12 protein-coding genes are annotated in these 18361 nt (G+C 47.2%); 6 read left to right on the forward strand and 6 right to left on the reverse strand.

Features of this window, described 5'->3' with window-relative positions:
- Nucleotides 1-79 precede the first annotated feature (79 nt).
- The 5 genes from gcvP (at nt 80) to D0B88_RS16195 (ending at nt 7839) form a co-directional block, all read left to right on the forward strand.
- Nucleotides 80-2989, forward strand: coding sequence for an aminomethyl-transferring glycine dehydrogenase (gcvP, locus tag D0B88_RS16175; protein ID WP_151058432.1), 2910 nt, complete (start codon nt 80-82; stop codon nt 2987-2989).
- 154 nt (nt 2990-3143) lie between these two features.
- Entirely contained in the window at nt 3144-5237 is a 2094-nt protein-coding gene (gene fusA / locus D0B88_RS16180; protein WP_040392698.1) for an elongation factor G, read from the forward strand.
- 163 nt (nt 5238-5400) lie between these two features.
- Nucleotides 5401-6258: a methylated-DNA--[protein]-cysteine S-methyltransferase gene (locus tag D0B88_RS16185; RefSeq protein WP_225318414.1), complete on the forward strand. Its 858-nt coding sequence runs from the start codon at nt 5401-5403 to the stop codon at nt 6256-6258.
- A 15-nt stretch (nt 6259-6273) separates the two neighbouring features.
- Complete coding sequence (locus D0B88_RS16190; RefSeq protein ID WP_151058434.1) at nt 6274-6885, forward strand: alpha-ketoglutarate-dependent dioxygenase AlkB; 612 nt, start codon at nt 6274-6276, stop codon at nt 6883-6885.
- Nucleotides 6886-7101: 216 nt separating this feature from the next.
- Nucleotides 7102-7839, forward strand: coding sequence for a YafY family protein (locus D0B88_RS16195; RefSeq protein ID WP_151058436.1), 738 nt, complete (start codon nt 7102-7104; stop codon nt 7837-7839).
- A gap of 29 nt (nt 7840-7868) precedes the next feature.
- Here D0B88_RS16195 and D0B88_RS16200 read toward each other — a convergent pair whose 3' ends face one another.
- Complete coding sequence (locus tag D0B88_RS16200; RefSeq protein ID WP_151058438.1) at nt 7869-8360, reverse strand: GNAT family N-acetyltransferase; 492 nt, start codon at nt 8358-8360, stop codon at nt 7869-7871.
- A 28-nt stretch (nt 8361-8388) separates the two neighbouring features.
- Nucleotides 8389-8934 (reverse strand): DUF4256 domain-containing protein, encoded by a 546-nt coding sequence (locus D0B88_RS16205; protein WP_151058440.1) that lies wholly within the window; start codon nt 8932-8934, stop codon nt 8389-8391.
- Nucleotides 8935-9056: 122 nt separating this feature from the next.
- On the opposite strand from D0B88_RS16205, the gene D0B88_RS16210 reads away from it, so the two are divergent.
- Nucleotides 9057-9773 (forward strand): tRNA (adenine(22)-N(1))-methyltransferase TrmK, encoded by a 717-nt coding sequence (locus D0B88_RS16210; RefSeq protein ID WP_151058442.1) that lies wholly within the window; start codon nt 9057-9059, stop codon nt 9771-9773.
- A 4-nt stretch (nt 9774-9777) separates the two neighbouring features.
- On the opposite strand, the gene D0B88_RS16215 is transcribed toward D0B88_RS16210, so the two are convergent.
- The 4 genes from D0B88_RS16215 to D0B88_RS16230 all read right to left on the reverse strand — a co-directional run bounded on the left by D0B88_RS16215 (nt 9778) and on the right by D0B88_RS16230 (nt 18249).
- On the reverse strand, nt 9778-10947 hold the full coding sequence (locus D0B88_RS16215) for a DUF1624 domain-containing protein (protein ID WP_151058444.1): 1170 nt from the start codon (nt 10945-10947) through the stop codon (nt 9778-9780).
- A gap of 15 nt (nt 10948-10962) precedes the next feature.
- Nucleotides 10963-13074 carry a TonB-dependent siderophore receptor gene (locus tag D0B88_RS16220; protein ID WP_225318415.1) on the reverse strand — a complete coding sequence of 704 codons (2112 nt, stop codon included), beginning with the start codon at nt 13072-13074 and terminating at the stop codon, nt 10963-10965.
- A 187-nt stretch (nt 13075-13261) separates the two neighbouring features.
- The gene (locus D0B88_RS16225) at nt 13262-17662 is read right to left on the reverse strand and encodes a pectinesterase family protein (RefSeq protein WP_151058448.1); all 4401 of its coding nucleotides are present in this window, start codon (nt 17660-17662) and stop codon (nt 13262-13264) included.
- A 44-nt stretch (nt 17663-17706) separates the two neighbouring features.
- Complete coding sequence (locus D0B88_RS16230) at nt 17707-18249, reverse strand: PEP-CTERM sorting domain-containing protein (protein WP_151058450.1); 543 nt, start codon at nt 18247-18249, stop codon at nt 17707-17709.
- Nucleotides 18250-18361: the final 112 nt, after the last annotated feature.

Genomic DNA, 18361 nt, shown 5'->3' on the forward strand with positions numbered 1-18361 from the left:
GCAACTCCTGGTAAGCAGCCCCCCTCGGCCGCAACCCTCTCCCGCCTTTATTATTGATTTCCTTACACAGAGAGTTTCTATGTCAGTTGATTTTCGTTCAGCTCCGCTATCCGCTTTGGCCAATCACGACGAGTTTGTACAGCGTCATATCGGCCCGGATGCCCAACAAACTGCCGCTATGCTGGCAACCCTGGGCGTCAGCTCAGTCAAGGAGCTGATCGACAAAACGGTGCCGGACAATATCCGCCTGAAAAACGAACTCAATCTGGGCGATGCGGTCAGCGAAGCCAATGCACTGGCCCAACTCAAAGCCATCGCCAGTAAGAACAAGATCTTCAAAAACTACATCGGCATGGGCTACCACGACACCCACGTGCCACTGGTGGTTCTGCGCAACGTATTGGAAAACCCGGGTTGGTACACGGCTTACACGCCCTACCAACCCGAAATCGCCCAAGGCCGTTTGGAGGCATTGCTCAACTACCAGCAAATGATCATCGACCTGACCGGGATGGAAATGGCCAACGCTTCGGTATTGGATGAAGGTACCGCCGCCGCTGAAGCCATGGCGATGTGTAAGCGTCAAAACAAGAAAAGTAAATCCGACGTGTTTTTTGTGGATGCAGATACTCACCCGCAAACCATCGCTGTGGTGAAAACCCGCGCCGAACATTTCGGTTTTGAAGTTTTTGTCGCCAAGGCCGATGAACTTATCAATGGCGACTACTTCGGCGCCCTGCTCTCTTACCCAGGCTCTAGCGGTCAGGTACGCGATTTAACCGCGCTAATTGAAACCGCCCATAACAACAATGCACTGGTAACAGTTGCATCGGACTTAATGGCGTTGATGCTACTCAAATCTCCCGGCGCTATGGGCGCCGATGTGGTGGTCGGCACCAGCCAACGCTTCGGTGTGCCTATGGGTTTTGGCGGCCCGCACGCCGGCTTCTTCGCTTTCCGCGATGCTTACAAACGCTCCGCTCCCGGCCGCATTATTGGTGTGTCAATTGACGCGCGCGGCAAACAAGCACTGCGTATGGCGATGCAAACCCGCGAGCAACATATCCGTCGCGAAAAAGCCAACTCCAATATTTGTACCTCGCAGGTATTGCTCGCGGTGATGAGCGTGTTCTACGCGATTTACCACGGCCCCGACGGCCTGAAACGTATCGCCAACCGCATTCACCGCTTGACCGCGATTGCTGCAGCTGCATTAAAAGCCAAAGGTTTCGGCATTACCAACAACCAGTTCTTCGACACTATTACCGTCAATGTTGGCGACAATCAAAAAGCGATTTATCAAGCCGCATTAAACGCCGAAATTAATTTGCGTTTGGTGGGCAGCGATTCATTGGGCATCAGCCTGAATGAAACAACGTCTGCTGCTGATCTGGAGGCATTGCTTGCTGTATTTGGCGTAACCGGAATTGAACTGACGTCATTTGATGAGCAAGTGCTTGCCGGAAAAAATATCACCGCCAACAACGCGATCCCGGCCGATTTGTTGCGTAGCGATGCGGTATTGTCCCATCCGATATTCAATACCTATCACAGCGAAACCGAAATGCTGCGCTATTTAAAGCGCCTGGAATCAAGAGACATCGCGCTCAATAACGCGATGATTCCACTCGGCTCTTGCACCATGAAATTAAATGCAACTGCCGAGATGATTCCCGTCACCTGGCCGGAATTTGGCAAGTTGCATCCCTTTGCGCCGGTTGACCAAGCCGAAGGCTACAAAGAATTATTCGAAGAGTTACAAGAGATGCTCAAAGCCTGCACCGGCTACGATGCCATCAGCTTGCAACCTAACGCTGGCTCACAAGGCGAGTACGCCGGCCTTGTTGCGATCAAAAAATATTTTGAAAGCAAAGGTGAAACCCAGCGCGATATTTGTTTGATTCCCGCGTCTGCCCACGGCACCAATCCCGCATCAGCACAAATGGTGAGTTACAAAGTAGTCGTAGTTGCCTGTGATAACAAAGGCAACGTCGATCTTGCTGACCTCGCAGAGAAAATCGCCACTTACAATAATCAAATCGCCTGCATCATGGTGACTTACCCATCCACGCACGGTGTATTTGAAGAAGGCATTACGCAATTGTGCGATATGGTTCATGCAGTAGGCGGCCAGGTCTATATCGACGGCGCCAACATGAACGCACTCGTCGGCGTTGCCGCACCCGGTAAATTCGGTGGCGATGTGTCGCATTTGAATTTGCACAAAACTTTCTGTATTCCACATGGCGGCGGCGGCCCGGGCATGGGGCCCATCGGCGTTGGCAAACATTTGGAGCCCTTCCTCGCGGCGCATCCCGTGCAAGCAGTTCCGGGCACCGATGTAAACAACGGCACTATTTCTGCTGCACCTTGGGGTTCCGCCAGTATCCTGCCAATCAGCTGGATGTACATCAAAATGATGGGCGCTGTGGGTATGCGCCAGGCGACTGAATTTGCGATGCTGAATGCAAACTACGTAGCGAAAAAATTGGAAGCCGCTTATCCGATTTTGTACAAAGGCACCAACGGTTTTGTTGCGCACGAATGCTTATTGGATTTGCGTCCCTTAAAAGAAGCCAGCGGCATCAGCGAAGAAGACATCGCCAAACGTTTGATGGACTTCGGTTTCCACGCGCCAACCATGTCGTTCCCGGTTGCGGGCACATTGATGATCGAACCAACCGAATCCGAATCCAAAATCGAATTGGATAAATTCATCGAAGCGATGCTGATTATCCGCAATGAAATCGATCAGGTCATCAACGGTGAAATTGCCGCTGAAGCCAGTGCCCTGCACAATGCACCCCATACCCAGGACGATGTACTGGAAGAAAACTGGACACGCGCCTACTCACGTGAAGTTGCCGGCCGCCCTGCCAGCTGGTTGAAAAACCACAAGGTATGGCCAACGGTAAACCGTATCGACAACGTGTATGGGGATCGGAATTTGGTTTGCTCATGCCCGAGTATCGACAGCTATATGGAGTAATAACAGCGCACGCACCATTATTTTTGACTCAAAATTGTAAAAGGAGCTGGTTAAGCTCCTTTTTCTTTGGGCATTTTTGGATAACTTCCTGTATATTACGCCGCTATTTTCCAACCCTGCATTTTCTAACCTTGCATAACATTAAGAGAGTCCTATGGCTGACTTATCCCTTTACAGAAACATCGGTATCTTCGCTCACGTGGACGCCGGTAAAACCACTACCACCGAGCGTATCCTCAAGCTCACTGGCCGTATCCACAAGCTTGGTGAAGTTCACGAAGGTGAATCCACTACTGACTTTATGGAACAGGAAGCTGAGCGCGGTATTACCATTCAGTCAGCAGCGGTAAGCTGTTTCTGGAAGGGTCACCGCTTCAACGTTATCGATACCCCCGGACACGTTGACTTCACTGTGGAAGTATATCGTTCATTGAAAGTACTCGATGGCGGTATCGGCGTATTCTGTGGCTCAGGCGGCGTAGAGCCTCAGTCTGAAACCAACTGGCGCTATGCCAACGACGCCAAAGTATCGCGTCTGATTTTTGTTAACAAACTTGACCGTATCGGCGCTGACTTCCTGCGCGTTACCGATCAAGTGAAAAAAGTTCTGGGCGCCAAGCCTTTGATCATGACGTTGCCAATCGGCCGCGAAGATACCTTCGTTGGTGTTGTAGATTTGTTGACTCGCAAAGCTTACGTATGGGATGAATCTGGCCAACCAGAAAACTACACCATTACCGACGTACCAGCCGATATGGTTGACGACGTAGAAATGTACCGCGACCAAATGGTTGAAAATGCGGTAGAAATGGACGACGACCTGTTGATGGCCTACATGGAAGGTGAACAACCTTCGGTGGAAGACATCAAACGTTGCATCCGTAAGGGTACTCGCGACCTGGCTTTCTTCCCCACTTTCTGTGGTTCAGCCTTTAAAAACAAAGGCATGCAGCTGGTACTGGATGCGGTAGTTGATTACCTGCCAGCACCACAAGAAGTTAACCCGCAGCCTTTGACTGACGAAGAAGGTAATCCAAACGGTCAATTCGCCCTCGTGGATGCGAATGAGCCGTTCCGCGCGCTGGCGTTCAAAATCATGGACGACCGTTTCGGCGCCCTGACTTTCGTGCGTATCTACTCAGGCGTACTGAACAAAGGCGATACCATCCTTAACTCTTTCACTGGCAAAAGTGAACGTGTTGGCCGGATGGTTGAAATGCAAGCGAACGAGCGTACCGATCTGACCACCGCGCAAGCCGGTGACATTATTGCGCTAGTAGGCTTGAAGAACGTACAAACCGGTCACACCCTGTGTGATCCAAAGCACCCTTGTACCCTTGAACCCATGATCTTCCCTGAGCCAGTAATCTCGATTTCTGTTACTCCGAAAGACAAAGCCGGCGTAGAGAAAATGGGTATTGCGATCGGTAAGATGGTTGCAGAAGATCCTACATTCCGCGTTGAAACGGATCAGGATTCAGGCGAAACCATCCTGAAAGGTATGGGTGAATTGCACCTGGATATTAAAGTAGACATCCTGAAGCGTACTTACGGTGTTGAGCTGATCGTTGGCCAACCACAGGTTGCCTACCGCGAAACCATTACCCGTGAGATCGAAGACAGCTACACCCACAAGAAGCAATCAGGCGGTTCTGGTCAATACGGTAAGATCGACTACCGCATCAAGCCGGGCGAGCCAAACACCGGCTTTGTATTCAAAACCTCATGTGTTGGCGGTAGCGTTCCAAAAGAATTCTACCCAGCGATCGAAAAAGGCTTCAAGTCAATGATGGACACCGGTCCATTAGCTGGCTTCCCGGTATTGGACGTTGAAGTTGACCTGTTCGACGGTGCGTTCCACGCCGTTGACTCCTCGGCAATTGCGTTTGAAATCGCTGCAAAAGGCGCTTTCCGTCAATCTATGCCAAAAGCAGGTCCACAACTGCTTGAGCCAATCATGAAAGTTGACGTTTACGCTCCCGAAGATCACGTAGGTGATGTTATCGGCGACCTGAACCGTCGTCGCGGCATGATCTCTGGCCAAGAAGCCAACGTGACTGGCGTGCGTATCAAGGCTGACGTACCCCTTTCAGAAATGTTTGGTTACATCAGCACCCTGCGTACCATGACTTCAGGTCGCGGTCAGTTCTCTATGGAATTCTCTCACTACTCCGCATGCCCTGCGAACGTAGCTGAAGCAGTAATTGCCAAAGAGAAAGAAAAGAAAGCTGCCGCTGCTAAAAACTAAGGTTTAAGCAAACGCAAATAAGAAAGCCCCGCCAGTGCAAGTTGGCGGGGCTTTTTTATGCAGTGAATTATTGTTTTGAAAAATTAGATTGGTCGCCGCAAGATTCGGGTCGCACTAACCAACATGCTTATTCATACTAAGAGCGACCATCCGGCAAATCCCCTTGGCGAGCTTAATTGTGATGCAACAACACGATATTGATTATGCCCGTATTGCAGCGGCCATTAATTTTATTAAAGATCATTTACAAGATCAGCCATCGCTGGATGAAATTGCGACTGCAGTGGAACTAAGTCCATTCCATTTTCAAAAGCTGTTTACCGAATGGGCTGGTGTAAGCCCCAAAAAATTCATGCAATATTTGACCTTGGAATACGCCAAATCCCTGCTCAGAAACGCTGATGCCACTCTGCTTGATACAGCACATGCAACCGGGCTATCGGGCACAAGTAGGCTACACGATCTATTCATTAGCCTTGAGGGAATGACACCGGGTGAATTTAAAAATGGTGGCACAGGGCTACAAATTAATTACCATTTTGCAGAAAGTCCGTTCGGGCAACTGATAGTAGCCTCTACCCACAAAGGTATCTGTCATTTGTTTTTTGTAACGGATAAACAACAAGCTATCGATAATTTAATTGCACGCTTTCCTAAAGCGTCGTTTAAGAACACAACGGATAAACTCCAACAAGATGCACTTAGCTTTTTTCAGAAAGATTGGCACCAACCGGATAAAATTAAACTCCACTTATCCGGCAGCCCCTTTCAACTAAAAGTATGGGAAAGTTTGCTCAAGATTCCGATGGGAGCATTGGTAACTTATGGCACTATCGCAAAAAACATCGATAAACCCAGCGCCACCAGAGCGGTGGGTACAGCGATTGGAAGTAACCCAATCGCATTTTTAATCCCCTGCCATCGCGTGATTCAAAATACAGGGCGGCTGGGTGGATATATGTGGGGAGAGACGCGAAAATCAGCCATTATTGGCTGGGAAGCCGCACAGAAAAATAGTTAAGCGAAGAGCAGCAGTATGGATCTTTTTGAACACCTGAATAGTGAACCGCACAATTTATTGCCCTACAACGGCGAGGTTTTTTACTACGGAAAAATCCTGACACAGGAACAAGCTAATTATTATTTTCACGCGCTCATGGAAAAAATAGCTTGGGAGAATGATAAGGCGATGATCATAGGCAAAGAAATTATCACCAGGCGCAAAGTGGCATGGTATGGCGATACCCCCTTCAGCTATACCTATTCCGGCACAACTAAAACCGCCCTGCCCTGGATCAATGAACTACTGGAACTCAAACAACTGGCCGAAACCGAAAGTAAAGAGTCATACAACTCCTGTCTGCTCAACCTGTATCACACTGGCGAAGAAGGTATGACATGGCACAGCGATGCTGAAATCGCCCTGAAGAAAAATGGGGCTATAGGTTCATTCAGCTTGGGCGCTGAACGAAAATTTTCTTTCAAACATAAAAAAACCAAACACCCTGTGGCAGTTATACTCGAGCACGGCAGCCTATTGGTTATGAAGGGCGAAACCCAAGCCCATTGGCTGCACAGTTTACCCACCACAAAAAAAGTATTTACACCGCGCATCAACCTCACCTTTCGCTGTATCGTCCAACCTTGACGCACTAACCTTATTGAATGCTTTCTGTTGCCGATCAAATACGCCAATTGCCTGTGCCCAACAGACCGTAATTTGTATGCAAAGCAATAATATCCAAATCGCAAACTTCTGCACGGTGAAGTACATTTGTCACCTCCTCCCTATAGATTGATTACTGAAACTCCCATGTTATTAATAAAGGTGACAGAATATGGCACCAAATAATGGGAATTCAGTATGGGCAAAAATAATCGCTATTCACAAATAGACCGCCACGACCAATTGCTCGGATTACTGCGATCAGCTGACAGCCATAAGGTGGATGATCTTGCCTTCTCACTCACGGTCAGTCGGCGCACACTATTGCGGGATTTGGATTTACTCAAACAGCGTGGTTATCCCATCGAAACCGAAGCGGGTCGCGGTGGCGGTGTGCGACTGTATAAACACTGGGGAATTGGGCGGCTACAATTAAACTATCAGGAAGTAATAGACCTTCTACTTTCAATATCCATTATGGAAAAACTGAACTCACCTATTTTTCTCACCCACTTAAACAGCGTCAAAAATAAGCTCTTTGCCAGTTTCCCTACAGAACAGCAAGCGCGCATTAAAAAAGTCAGGGAGCGTTTATTGATTGGCGAACTAGCGTCTGATTTTGTCACTAGCAGTTACCAAACCATTTCCAGCAACGCCACCACACAACAAATAAGCACCGCATTCTTCGAACAAAAATCGCTCTATATAGAATATTGCGATGAAAAGAAAAACCACAGCAAGCGCCGCATAGAACCGCATTATCTATTTTTGAATTGGCCCGTCTGGTACATACTGGCATGGGATACTGATAAAGATGCTTCGCGTTGTTTCAGACTGGATCGCGTTCAAAAAGCAACAGCGGAAAAAGAAGGGTTTCGCTTGAAAAAGGCGAATATATTAATGGAAGAAGCCGAGAAATATGCGAAAAAACTTTAGCGTGAAAATAATATAAATAAAGGAGATTATTAATCTCGCGGTTGCCACACCTCATTTACTATCGCCCAACGCTCGTGATCCTTCCACTCAACCCCACCAATTCGCAAATAATTGCGAGAAAATCCCTCTTTTACAAACCCCGCTTTCGCAACTAACGCAATTGATGCAGCATTTTCCGGTTGAACATTGGCTTCCAGGCGATGTAAATTCAACACCTCAAATGCCTCTTTCAATAATAAAGCCAAGCCGCTGCGCATATGGCCTCTACCATGATGTGGATGAAATACTTCATATCCCAAATAGGCAGACTGAAAGTTGCCACGAATAATACCGGAGATATTAAAGGTACCAATAATTTCATTAGTACCACGTTTACACAAAAAATAACGTCCTTCCTGCTGCAGGTAGGAGTTAAAATCGCTCGGCGCACACACCCAAGGGTGATGGATAGATAAACTACGCGCATAAGCGAGCCTTATTTCGTGCAAATCACCAAGTGCAGGCTTTCTTAAATAGACCATAAAAAACTCCTGAAAACCGTGCCCTCAATTACACCCTTAGCAAACCACGAAAACCTCTGACAGCATAATAGGACTCAGCGCCGTTATGGTAGACAAATACCTGGTTGTAACGGCGATCACAAAAAAGTGCGCCACCAAGCTCGCGGATAGACTCAGGGGTTTTCACCCAGTTTGAAGATTTCTTATCAAATTCTCCAAGCATTTGTAACTCGCGATATTGCTGTTCCGAGAGCAACTCAATACCCATAGACTCCGCCATTTCAACCGCGCTGCCATCAGGCTTGTGCTGTTTGCGCGATTCAAGTGCTTTACGGTCATAACAAATACTGCGCCGCCCAGTGGGGCTTTCTATTGAGCAATCGCAAAAAATAAATTCGCCCGTCGCATTATCACAGCCAATAACATCTGGCTCACCACCCGTGCGCTCCATTTCAAAAAGCACAGACAATTTTTCCACGTTTACCACTAATTTCGCCGCCACCGCCGCCCAATCAATCCCCACATGGCGACGAGTATTTTTCTCAAATCGAGTTTTAAGAACATGTATAAGTTCATTTATCTGTGTATCTTGCATAAGCTCCCTCCAGTCGTTAACTAAGCATAATTGTTATAGTGCAATAACCGTGCAGTACAATAAAATAACATATGAAAATATTAGTAAGCCATAGATGGCAACTCATACCGGGAAACCAATAAGTGCGATTAGGCAAGCGATTAACACAAATTGAGTCCTTGGTGGGCGCAGGCTACACCCACATATGGGACTGCTGCTGCGACCATGGTTTGTTGGGCGCCGCACTGCTATCACGTCAGGCAGCAGCACATATCCATTTCGTCGATATAGTGCCTGAGTTAATGCACGAGCTGAAAAATAAATTGCAACGGTTTTTTCCCGCCGATGCCTTAACCGCGAATAAAAGTACAAATTCCCGGTGGCATATTCACTGCTTGGATGTGGCATTGCTGCCATTAGATCACGTCGTTGGTAAGCAGTTAGTGATTATTGCGGGAGTGGGCGGTGATTTAATGACTGACTTCATCGAGGCAATCTGCAAGCGTCACCCGACACTTGCAATAGATTTTTTACTCTGCCCAGTACACCATAACTTCACGCTTAGGCAGCAATTGATAAACCATGGTTTTGATTTACAACGCGAAGTATTAATAGAAGAGAACCAGCGGTTTTACGAGATTTTATTAGTCACCAGAAATCCACACAGAAAAGCACTATGTTGTCCCGTGAACCCTGTCGGCGATCAGCTGTGGCATTGCGCTGACACCGAACAAATCACTATTGTCCATCAGTATTTGCAGAAAACCATCGCCCATTATCAACGTATGCAACTGCGACCGAATGTAGATGTGCAGCATATAATTGATGCTTACAATGCAGTCAATGTGACTAGCGATTGAAACACTAAAAATACTTAACCCAGCGCCAACTGCTTTTACGCTTGAGCAACGCAAATTGTTTAGTTGGCCAATATAAAAGCACCGCGAGCACCACTGCAATTAGCCACACCCACCCCATATGCGCTACGCCAAAATAACCGCCGTGATTTTTTCCGTACAGCAATACGCACACCTCATAAATAACCAATAACACGTATAGGTGTAACAGGTAAAAGAACATGGGCGCTGCGCCATAGTGAGCGAGAAGATTACTGATTTTTTTCATTCGCCCTGCTTCTAACCAGCGCAGCAGAAAAAACATCACACCCAAGGTCAATAATAAAAAATCCAGCGAGGGTGGATATTTGGTGAGGTTTAAAAATGACATTACCGTTTGCAGCGGGTTTTGCATCACCTGCCAAGGCAAGGTTTCTCCATAACAATTGGTGACGCGAAGTAACATAAATGCCGCCAGACACACACCACCCAAGCCGATTAACTTCGTAGCACGTTGGCTGCTGGAAAAAATATGGGCGTAGAGTGGCCCCGCCAAATAGCCAAGAATAATTACACCAATCCAGGGCAATACCGGGTAACTGGCTTTGAGTCGCACTGGACCTTCAGCGATTAAAAAGTTACGGTCATGCAATATAGTCCAGAGGGAATAACCCCATTCGCCGGGAGAAAATTGTATCGGCCCGAGAGCATTGTGGCCACAGACTATTAACAATCCTAATGCGAGTAACACGTATTTGTGCCAATGGGCGATTAACCCCAGCACTACCATACTCACGCCTATGGCCCAGATAACCTGCAACCAAATAGTGTGGTAGCTGCCCATCCATGAAAATGTGACCAGCGTAAATTCCAGCGCAATTAAAATCAGGCCACGCGTGATTAAAAACTCGCGCACTGGCCGCTGGCTGCCATCGTTTTTGTGTTGATAAAGCCATGCCGATAAACCTGTTAAAAACACAAAGGTTGGTGCACATAAATGCGCCAACAAGCGGCTAAAAAAAAGTACCGGCGACGTTGTTTCTACATCCATGGGGTCACTAATTTGATGATGATAAAATACGCGCTCACGCACATGATCCAACAACATAATTAGCATCACCAAGCCGCGCATCGCATCGATACTATTAATACGTACAGAGAGATTCATCGCGGCTAGCGGCCCGGTTTTATTCAGCATGGTTAACAACGTCCGTTAAAAATCGTACCGAAGGCTCACGCGCACACTGCGCGGCTCACCCGGCTGCGTCCAAAGCGGCGAATAGGAATTGAGTACATAATTTTCATCAAATAAATTATCTACCACCGCCTCCACTTGCCAGCGCGGAGTAATGGCAAAGGAACCAAATACCGACATCAATGTATAGGCAGGCAGTTGATAATTTGGGTTGACGGTATCGCCCAAACGCTCGCTGATATAGCGCACCCGCACACCAATATTGGCATCGCGATTATAAATACGCAGCTGTTGCTTAAGCATTGCGCTCACACTGTGATCCGGCACATTGGAGATCGGACTACCAGCAGGCACTAACACACCCCACTCTATATTGACTGAATCAACTGCTGTGCCTGTATCCAAATAAGTATAAGAAATTTGTGCCTCAAGGCTGTCAGTGAGTGCACCACTTACATCGATTTCAATACCGCGACTATTTACCGCACCGAGGGTTGCAGAGAAGCCGGCATTCACGGGATCAGTGGTGAGCATATTGGTTTTTTCTGCATCAAAAAGTGCGATGGTTAACGCCCAGTCCGCAAGATTTATTTTGGTACCGACTTCAATCGATTCACTCAATTCCGGCTTAAAAGCATTGCCAGCATAATTAGTGCCGCTGAGCGGCACAAAACCTTCGGAATAACTCGAATAAATCGTCATGGCGGGATTCACCACAAACACCACACCAATGCGTGGCGACACCTGGGTATCATCCGCGTGCGACACAACATTTTTTAATTGCTCATGAATTTCCTGATCATAAGTATCCACTCGCCCCCCCACAAGCGCGCGCCAGCGATCGGTTAATTCAATTTGATCTTGCAGATAAACACCAGTTGCCTGCTGGTGTTCCAAATTGGCATAAAGGGTTGCCGGTGTTCCCGCAACCGCTACTCCATACACGGGGTCATTGATATTGATTGCGTAACTGCCTTTGGCACCACGATAGCGTCCGAGCAATGTAAATAATTCGTAATCATAAGCATCGGCGCCGATTAATAAATTATGTGTCATCCCCGCCAGCGAAAGCTCACCGCTGAATTCAGCGCGTAGGGTTGTGTCTTTTGAATAATAATCGCGATAGCGACGCTGCCGCGTGAGCGTGACACCATCGTCGTAGAGTGATTGTCGGCCTGCGGCTAATTCTGCATCCGACGAGAAACCATTTAACTCGGATTCGCGATAACCCACACCAGTGTTAAATGACCAATCGCTCGACAATTGTTGTTGATAGGTTAACTGATGCCCTGTGGATTCAATCGTCGTCGGGCCATCACCCGGCTCACCCAAATAACGGCTGCGTGGCACCGTTTTAAAATCGTTATTCAACACCACATAACCGCGATCAAATAATTGCTCCTGCTTTAAATATTCAAACTCATACAGAAGCGATGCGTCGTCGTTCAGCTTATAAAGCAATGAAGGTGTGATGACCTGTTTATCGCTCGTCACGTAATCGCGGAAACTACCATAATCTTGCACGGCACCATTGACCCGCAGTGCGAGCTGATCACTAATAGCTTGTGTGTAATCGCCTTCTACACGCTGCTGCTCAAAACTACCGCGGGTTACTTTTACATAACCCTCACTCGTGAATTGCGGTTTGCGTGTGACGATATTGATGGTGCCGCCGGGCTCGGAGCGACCGTAAAGTGCTGAGCCGGGGCCTTTTAGAATTTCAATTTGTTCGATATTGGAAACATCGCGGTGGCCACTAAAACCGCGCCCGCCATTAAACCCATTAATCAAATAGCTGGAGGGCATATTTTCATTGCCGGGAAATCCGCGCAGCGAAAAACTATCCCATAAACCGCCACCATCGTTCTGACGCGCGATGCTGGCAGAGAAATCCAGTACATCCTGAAAACGCGTAAGCGCCAGATCCTGAAAGGTCGATTTTTCGATAACTTGAATTGCTTGCGGCAACTCGGCACGGGGAATATTGCCGCGATAGGCTTGGTGTTGATGAGTAACCAACACCTGCTCAATTACCTCACCGCCCCTACTTTCTTGCCCGTCTACCGCAAGAGAAAAGCCACTCCACGACAAAATAAATCCTAACAAATTGATTTTAAAAGATTTTCTCATAGCAAACAGCTTCACATACCAATAAAACGTTATAATATAACATTATCTGTATGGCATACAAATCATTCAGCTTGAGCTCACCTGATAATGAGGTACAGAGAGCCGCGCAACAGGAACAAAGCGGATCAACAAAAAAGGAGCCAATTACTGGCTCCTTTTTCGACACGTTTGTTGTGAAGCGTAAATATTAAGGTTGGGGATTCCACCCGCTGCCATTACCAAAATTACTGAAAATAGCGGCGCGGCTGCTGTAATCGCTCATCACCTCCTCCTCAGTCAACGAGTAAAAATGTGTCCAGCCACTTATGTCTAACGGCGAACCACTCAGTGTTTGTGTATTGAACTGACGCAACCCGGAGTTTGCCGAACCCACAACCGAAGGTGTATCGGTAAACGCATTACTTTTAATGTGCGCATCCACTTTGCAGTTAATTAACGCGATGCTGTCGAAACTGCTGCTACCACCGGTGCGCCCAATCACAGATTGCCCATCGGGAATGTTGTGCCCAAGTGGGCCGGGGCCACGAGTAAAGTTGGAGTTTAAAAACACATAACCTTTATCGTTTACCGTAGGTGTGCGCGCTTGTAGTACATACCCTCCGCCACCATTGCCACGGGAATCACCGAGTGAACGAATTTCGCTTTCTTCAAACAGCGACACACGATTACCACCCCAAATAAAATCCACATTGCCAGCAATTAATGAACGATAGAACCAGTTATAACCTTTGAGCGAAATTGTGTCCTGCTCGCTGATTAAACTGATGTACTTGCCAATTAAACGCCCTTGGTCGCTATTAAAATAAATAGTTTCCGCTTGGCCGCCCTCACCAATCAACGTGGTGTTAGTGAGCGTGAAATGTTCAAGCACTAAATTATCCACCGATTCAATTAACCAAACCGCGCGGCCACCCAAAGCGCCGTCGGCAGTGCCGGTACCACCCGCACCTGGGTTGAGTGTATTGTTATTTTTATAGCGGATTTGTACACCCTGTTGCGATTCACCGCTAATCGTCAGGTTGTTTTTATTGCGCAGCAATAACGGCTCTTCATAGATTCCATTTTTAATGTGGATTTGCGTTTCAGTATTGATTGGAATATTTGCCATTACATAATTCAGCGCGCCTTGCAGCGTGCTGAAATCGGCAGGTGCATCATCATCCACCGTGATCACCGTACCGCTGGGTGCGTTTGGTTTGGTGGTAAAAATCCAACCGGCGGCTTTGCCCAAGCCATCAAATACGAGACCACCAATCGCTGCATTAGTAATTGCACCCGGGCTGATACTGACGTAATAACTGGTGCCGTAATCCAGTGTTTTGTGGGGAGTGATATAAAGGCTGTTGCCCTCCACTTCCACCAACGGCGCATTGATGGTACGCAAGCGGGTTGGATCTGAACCTATATAGAGCTTTTCATCCACCAACTTGATGGTATCCACTACCGAGTCATCACTGAGCTTATAAATACGAATCGAACCTGCAGATGCAAGAGTTGGCGGCGAATCAAAGGTGATGCGCAATTTTCCATCCACCTGCGATTCCACGGCATTCACCGCAGGTTGTGTTAAACCATTCAAGTTATACACAGTGGGCGATTGCACAAATTGCGGCGCAATACTGGCAATAATACTGCGTGTTAAATTTGGTTCACTGTTACTGATAAAAGTAATAGTTGCACTACCCGCACCTACCGGCACCAAATTTACCTGATTGCCCGAGCGATTAATTGCTACTACGTTAGTATCGCTACTCACTACCGAAAATTCATCTTCACTCAGGTCTGGCTTTTTGGCGCTCACCATGACCACATAGGGCGCGTTGTTTACTTCGCTGGCATAACTGACCGCGGCGGGAGAAATATTTAATTGCGGTGGTTTGTCATTGGCATTACCGATTTTTATATCGTCAATTTCAAAGGATTTATTTTTGGTATACAAACCTATAAAACCTTTTCCGCTATAGGTAGCGTCGGTAAAGTTGCTACCGACTTTTTCGCCATTTAAATAAATTACATGCTGATTGCCGGTCAATTCATAACGCACGGTGTACCACTGGCCACCGCAATTACTGCCACAAGAATCAAAACGAATTGCCTGTTCAATAGGGGTGTTAAACCGCGTCATTTGCGTGACAGCACCATTAATGCGTTTGGCATTTTCCACACGGGTGCTGGTAGTAGCATTTTGTACATTTAAACCGCCGCCGTACCAATTGTTATCATCCACATACCGCGCCAACATATACAGATGCTTATCACTGGTGGTGCTGTTGGTACGTGGGCGAATTTTTGCCTCGATAAAATAATCTGCCGAGGGAATGCTATTCATTACTGATTGATTCAACAGCAACAAAACACCACCGCTACTGCTAGCGGTAAAACGTAGACTTTTATTGCCCTGCTCTTCATAAATATCGAACACACCATTGGCTTGAGGCGCGACATTATTTGCAGCAGCTTTCACATCCCAGTTAGCAGTATTTAATCCACCGGAAAAATCATCGCAAAAATAAAGGCCAGTTGCCGGGCAGCTAAACACTGTGGCAATACTGGATTGTGCGCTGCTGCTGGCAACACTGCTGGACGATGAACTCACGGGCACTATCACAGCGCTGCTTGCGCTACTGGAAGAAAGCGATGCAAGTGAAGATAAAAACTCTGCACTGGAAGCAATAGATGAACTCGATGAACTGGAAGGAATATAAACCGCCGCCTCCACGCCAGCACCAGGAATGTGTTTTACCAGGCTATACCAATAAACTTCGGCATTGCTGTACAAACCCTTTACTTCGGGATACAGCCCGTGCAAGTCAGTAAACATTTCCCAATTGTCGGCAGCACTGTGCGGATTTAATCCATTCGCTAATTCCCACGCATCCGGCATACCATCAAGGTCGGTATCCAAAGGCGCAGCTGCAGAATTTAACGTGGGGTAACCGCCAACATCATTTGGTGAATCAATAATGCCGTTGCCCGATGCACCATTAGTGCCGGTACCATTAACAACATCACTTACCACACGGCTGTCGATAGCATCGCGACGCAGACTCGCACCGGAGGATTGCACCACCAGACCAAACGCATCATCCGGCGAATGGGTATTTACCTTGGCGTGATCTGCCATCACAAAGGCGGTGGATTGAATGATTAACTCTTTTAAACTTGCATCATCGTAACGCACACCGTCTACATTGTTGGTAGTGACCTGCGGATTACCCTGTAAGAAATTGCCCTCCACAAAAACACGCCCAACCGGTTTTGCTACCGCACCATTTACCAGAAATTTCGGATCGAGTGTGCCTGCTGCTAATTGTGCATTGTAATCATTCAAGGTGGCGGTGCGATCTTCTTCATACAGTGGGCGACGGCCGCTCGCTAATACAATAAAATTTTTCACGCCGGACGCAACCGTCGCCGGGCCCGGCTTGTAATAGTTATTAATAAATTGCACATCGCGCCCTTCAGCGCCGTAAGGAGGATATTGCACATTGTTATAGATAATATTGTTGCGAATGTCCGCTACGCCATCCACACTCGGAATCGTTTTATTCGCAGTCCATTTATCCAAAATACCATCGATACGTGGATTACGGCTTTTATGATGAGCTAACATATTGTGGTGAAAACTGGTATTCACACCGCCCCAGTTACCACCATAACCATGTGACCCTTTTTCATGCCCGGAATTATTTAAACTTTCGCTCACAATATTCCATTGAAAGGTCACATTGTTGCTGGCATAAAGCGATGCAGTTTCATCTATTGCCCAACTGAAACTGCTGTGATCTACGATAATATTATTCAAATAACGCCCATCCAGCGCATCCACTTCTTGCGGCACCTGACCGGGGCGCGAGCGGATAAAACGAATCACCACATTATTAGTACCTTCTTTAATCCGGAGTGCTGCACCGCGCAACGTAATGCCATCCCCCGGCGCAGTTTGCCCGAGAATACTCACATCCCCATTGACGATTTCCAAATTTTTAGTGAGCTGAATATAACCACTTACCGCAAATAAAATAGTGCGCTTACCGGTTCTGTTTACGGCATAGCGCAAAGTGCCGGGGGTATCGGTATCCGCCAAACTTGTCACGTAATAAATATCGCCGCCGCGCCCACCCGTTGTTTTTGCACCAAATCCTTCCGCACCAGGAAACGCACGCGCAATTGTATTGAGGCTATAAAAAACTTCGCCGCTCGCCTGCCAAACCATTGATGATTGATTAAAAGGATGACTGCGATTGTGCCTGATGGTGATGGTATCGCTACTGGTGATGGTTTGATGCGGTGTTAAGTTGCCGATTGCAACGTCGCCATCAATAATTTGAGTGCCCTGCCCCGCTGCTATTAATTTTTGCGCCGCGTTTTTTAATGGCACTTCACCATTGCTCAGTGCGAGCTTAAACACATAATCGTATTCAGTACGATTGATGCGGGTTTCGCTCACTTTTATTAGCGACGTAACATTGATATCAACCACTTCACTGGCACTAACTGATCCAGTAGCGGCGAGCACGACACCAAAAATCGCTGCCCATACATACCTGAAAATAGAACTACAAATAATTTTATTAAACATTTTCATCAGAATTTCCTCACACATTATTGTTTATTGTTGAAGGCCATAAGCTAAACAATGACTGTCGCTAGCTGCTTACTTTTTCTGGTAAGCGCTAATGCCATACAACCGAGCAATAACAACATCAAAGTGGAGGATTCAGGAACAGCCTGGGTCACAACGCGTGTTTGGCCTTCGCCAAGCGGACTAAAATCAGCGTCATAGACTAAAAAATCGAGCGCTCCGGGTGCGTCAAAGCCTGCGTAACTAAACGCAATTTTGAAACCGGACAGTGCATCGCCAAATGCTAGACCGGTGAATGAATAACTATCCAAAAAACCATCACCCAATAGCGCATCTGGCTGCACCACCAAACTATCCCAAGTGAAAGGGCTGGCAACAATTGTCAGATCGGCAAAAAGCTCGGGGGCAAAAAATACCGTGAATTCATGAATGAATTGATCGGGCTGATCATTGTGAATCGTTAAATCCATCGTCCACAGATTGCTATCCACTTGTTCATAACGTGTATCAATCACGACCGCATTGCTCTGCATAGCCAACAAGATCACACACAGCGCGAACAGATATTTACAGGGATTATTAATAGTCATTTTCCTTACCTCAAAGTTAACGTTGTTATTAGTCGCACCGGAAATTTGAAAAAAACCTGACCCTCAAGCGCTGATTGGCCTGATTAACATGCCGGCCTACTGCTGCCGGGTT

Source organism: Cellvibrio sp. KY-YJ-3, from assembly GCF_008806955.1.
Taxonomy (GTDB): Bacteria; Pseudomonadota; Gammaproteobacteria; order Pseudomonadales; family Cellvibrionaceae; genus Cellvibrio.

Bases quoted from the DNA above. Each gene is read 5' to 3' on its own strand.
- gcvP (WP_151058432.1), top strand. From the start codon at position 80: ATGTCAGTTGATTTTCGTTCAGCTCCGCTATCCGCTTTGGCCAATCAC.
- D0B88_RS16215 (WP_151058444.1), bottom strand. From the start codon at position 10,947: ATGCTGAATAAAACCGGGCCGCTAGCCGCGATGAATCTCTCTGTACGT.
- D0B88_RS16200 (WP_151058438.1), bottom strand. From the start codon at position 8,360: ATGGTCTATTTAAGAAAGCCTGCACTTGGTGATTTGCACGAAATAAGG.
- fusA (WP_040392698.1), top strand. From the start codon at position 3,144: ATGGCTGACTTATCCCTTTACAGAAACATCGGTATCTTCGCTCACGTG.
- D0B88_RS16220 (WP_225318415.1), bottom strand. From the start codon at position 13,074: ATGAGAAAATCTTTTAAAATCAATTTGTTAGGATTTATTTTGTCGTGG.
- D0B88_RS16205 (WP_151058440.1), bottom strand. From the start codon at position 8,934: ATGCAAGATACACAGATAAATGAACTTATACATGTTCTTAAAACTCGA.
- D0B88_RS16195 (WP_151058436.1), top strand. From the start codon at position 7,102: ATGGGCAAAAATAATCGCTATTCACAAATAGACCGCCACGACCAATTG.
- D0B88_RS16190 (WP_151058434.1), top strand. From the start codon at position 6,274: ATGGATCTTTTTGAACACCTGAATAGTGAACCGCACAATTTATTGCCC.
- D0B88_RS16225 (WP_151058448.1), bottom strand. From the start codon at position 17,662: ATGAAAATGTTTAATAAAATTATTTGTAGTTCTATTTTCAGGTATGTA.
- D0B88_RS16230 (WP_151058450.1), bottom strand. From the start codon at position 18,249: ATGACTATTAATAATCCCTGTAAATATCTGTTCGCGCTGTGTGTGATC.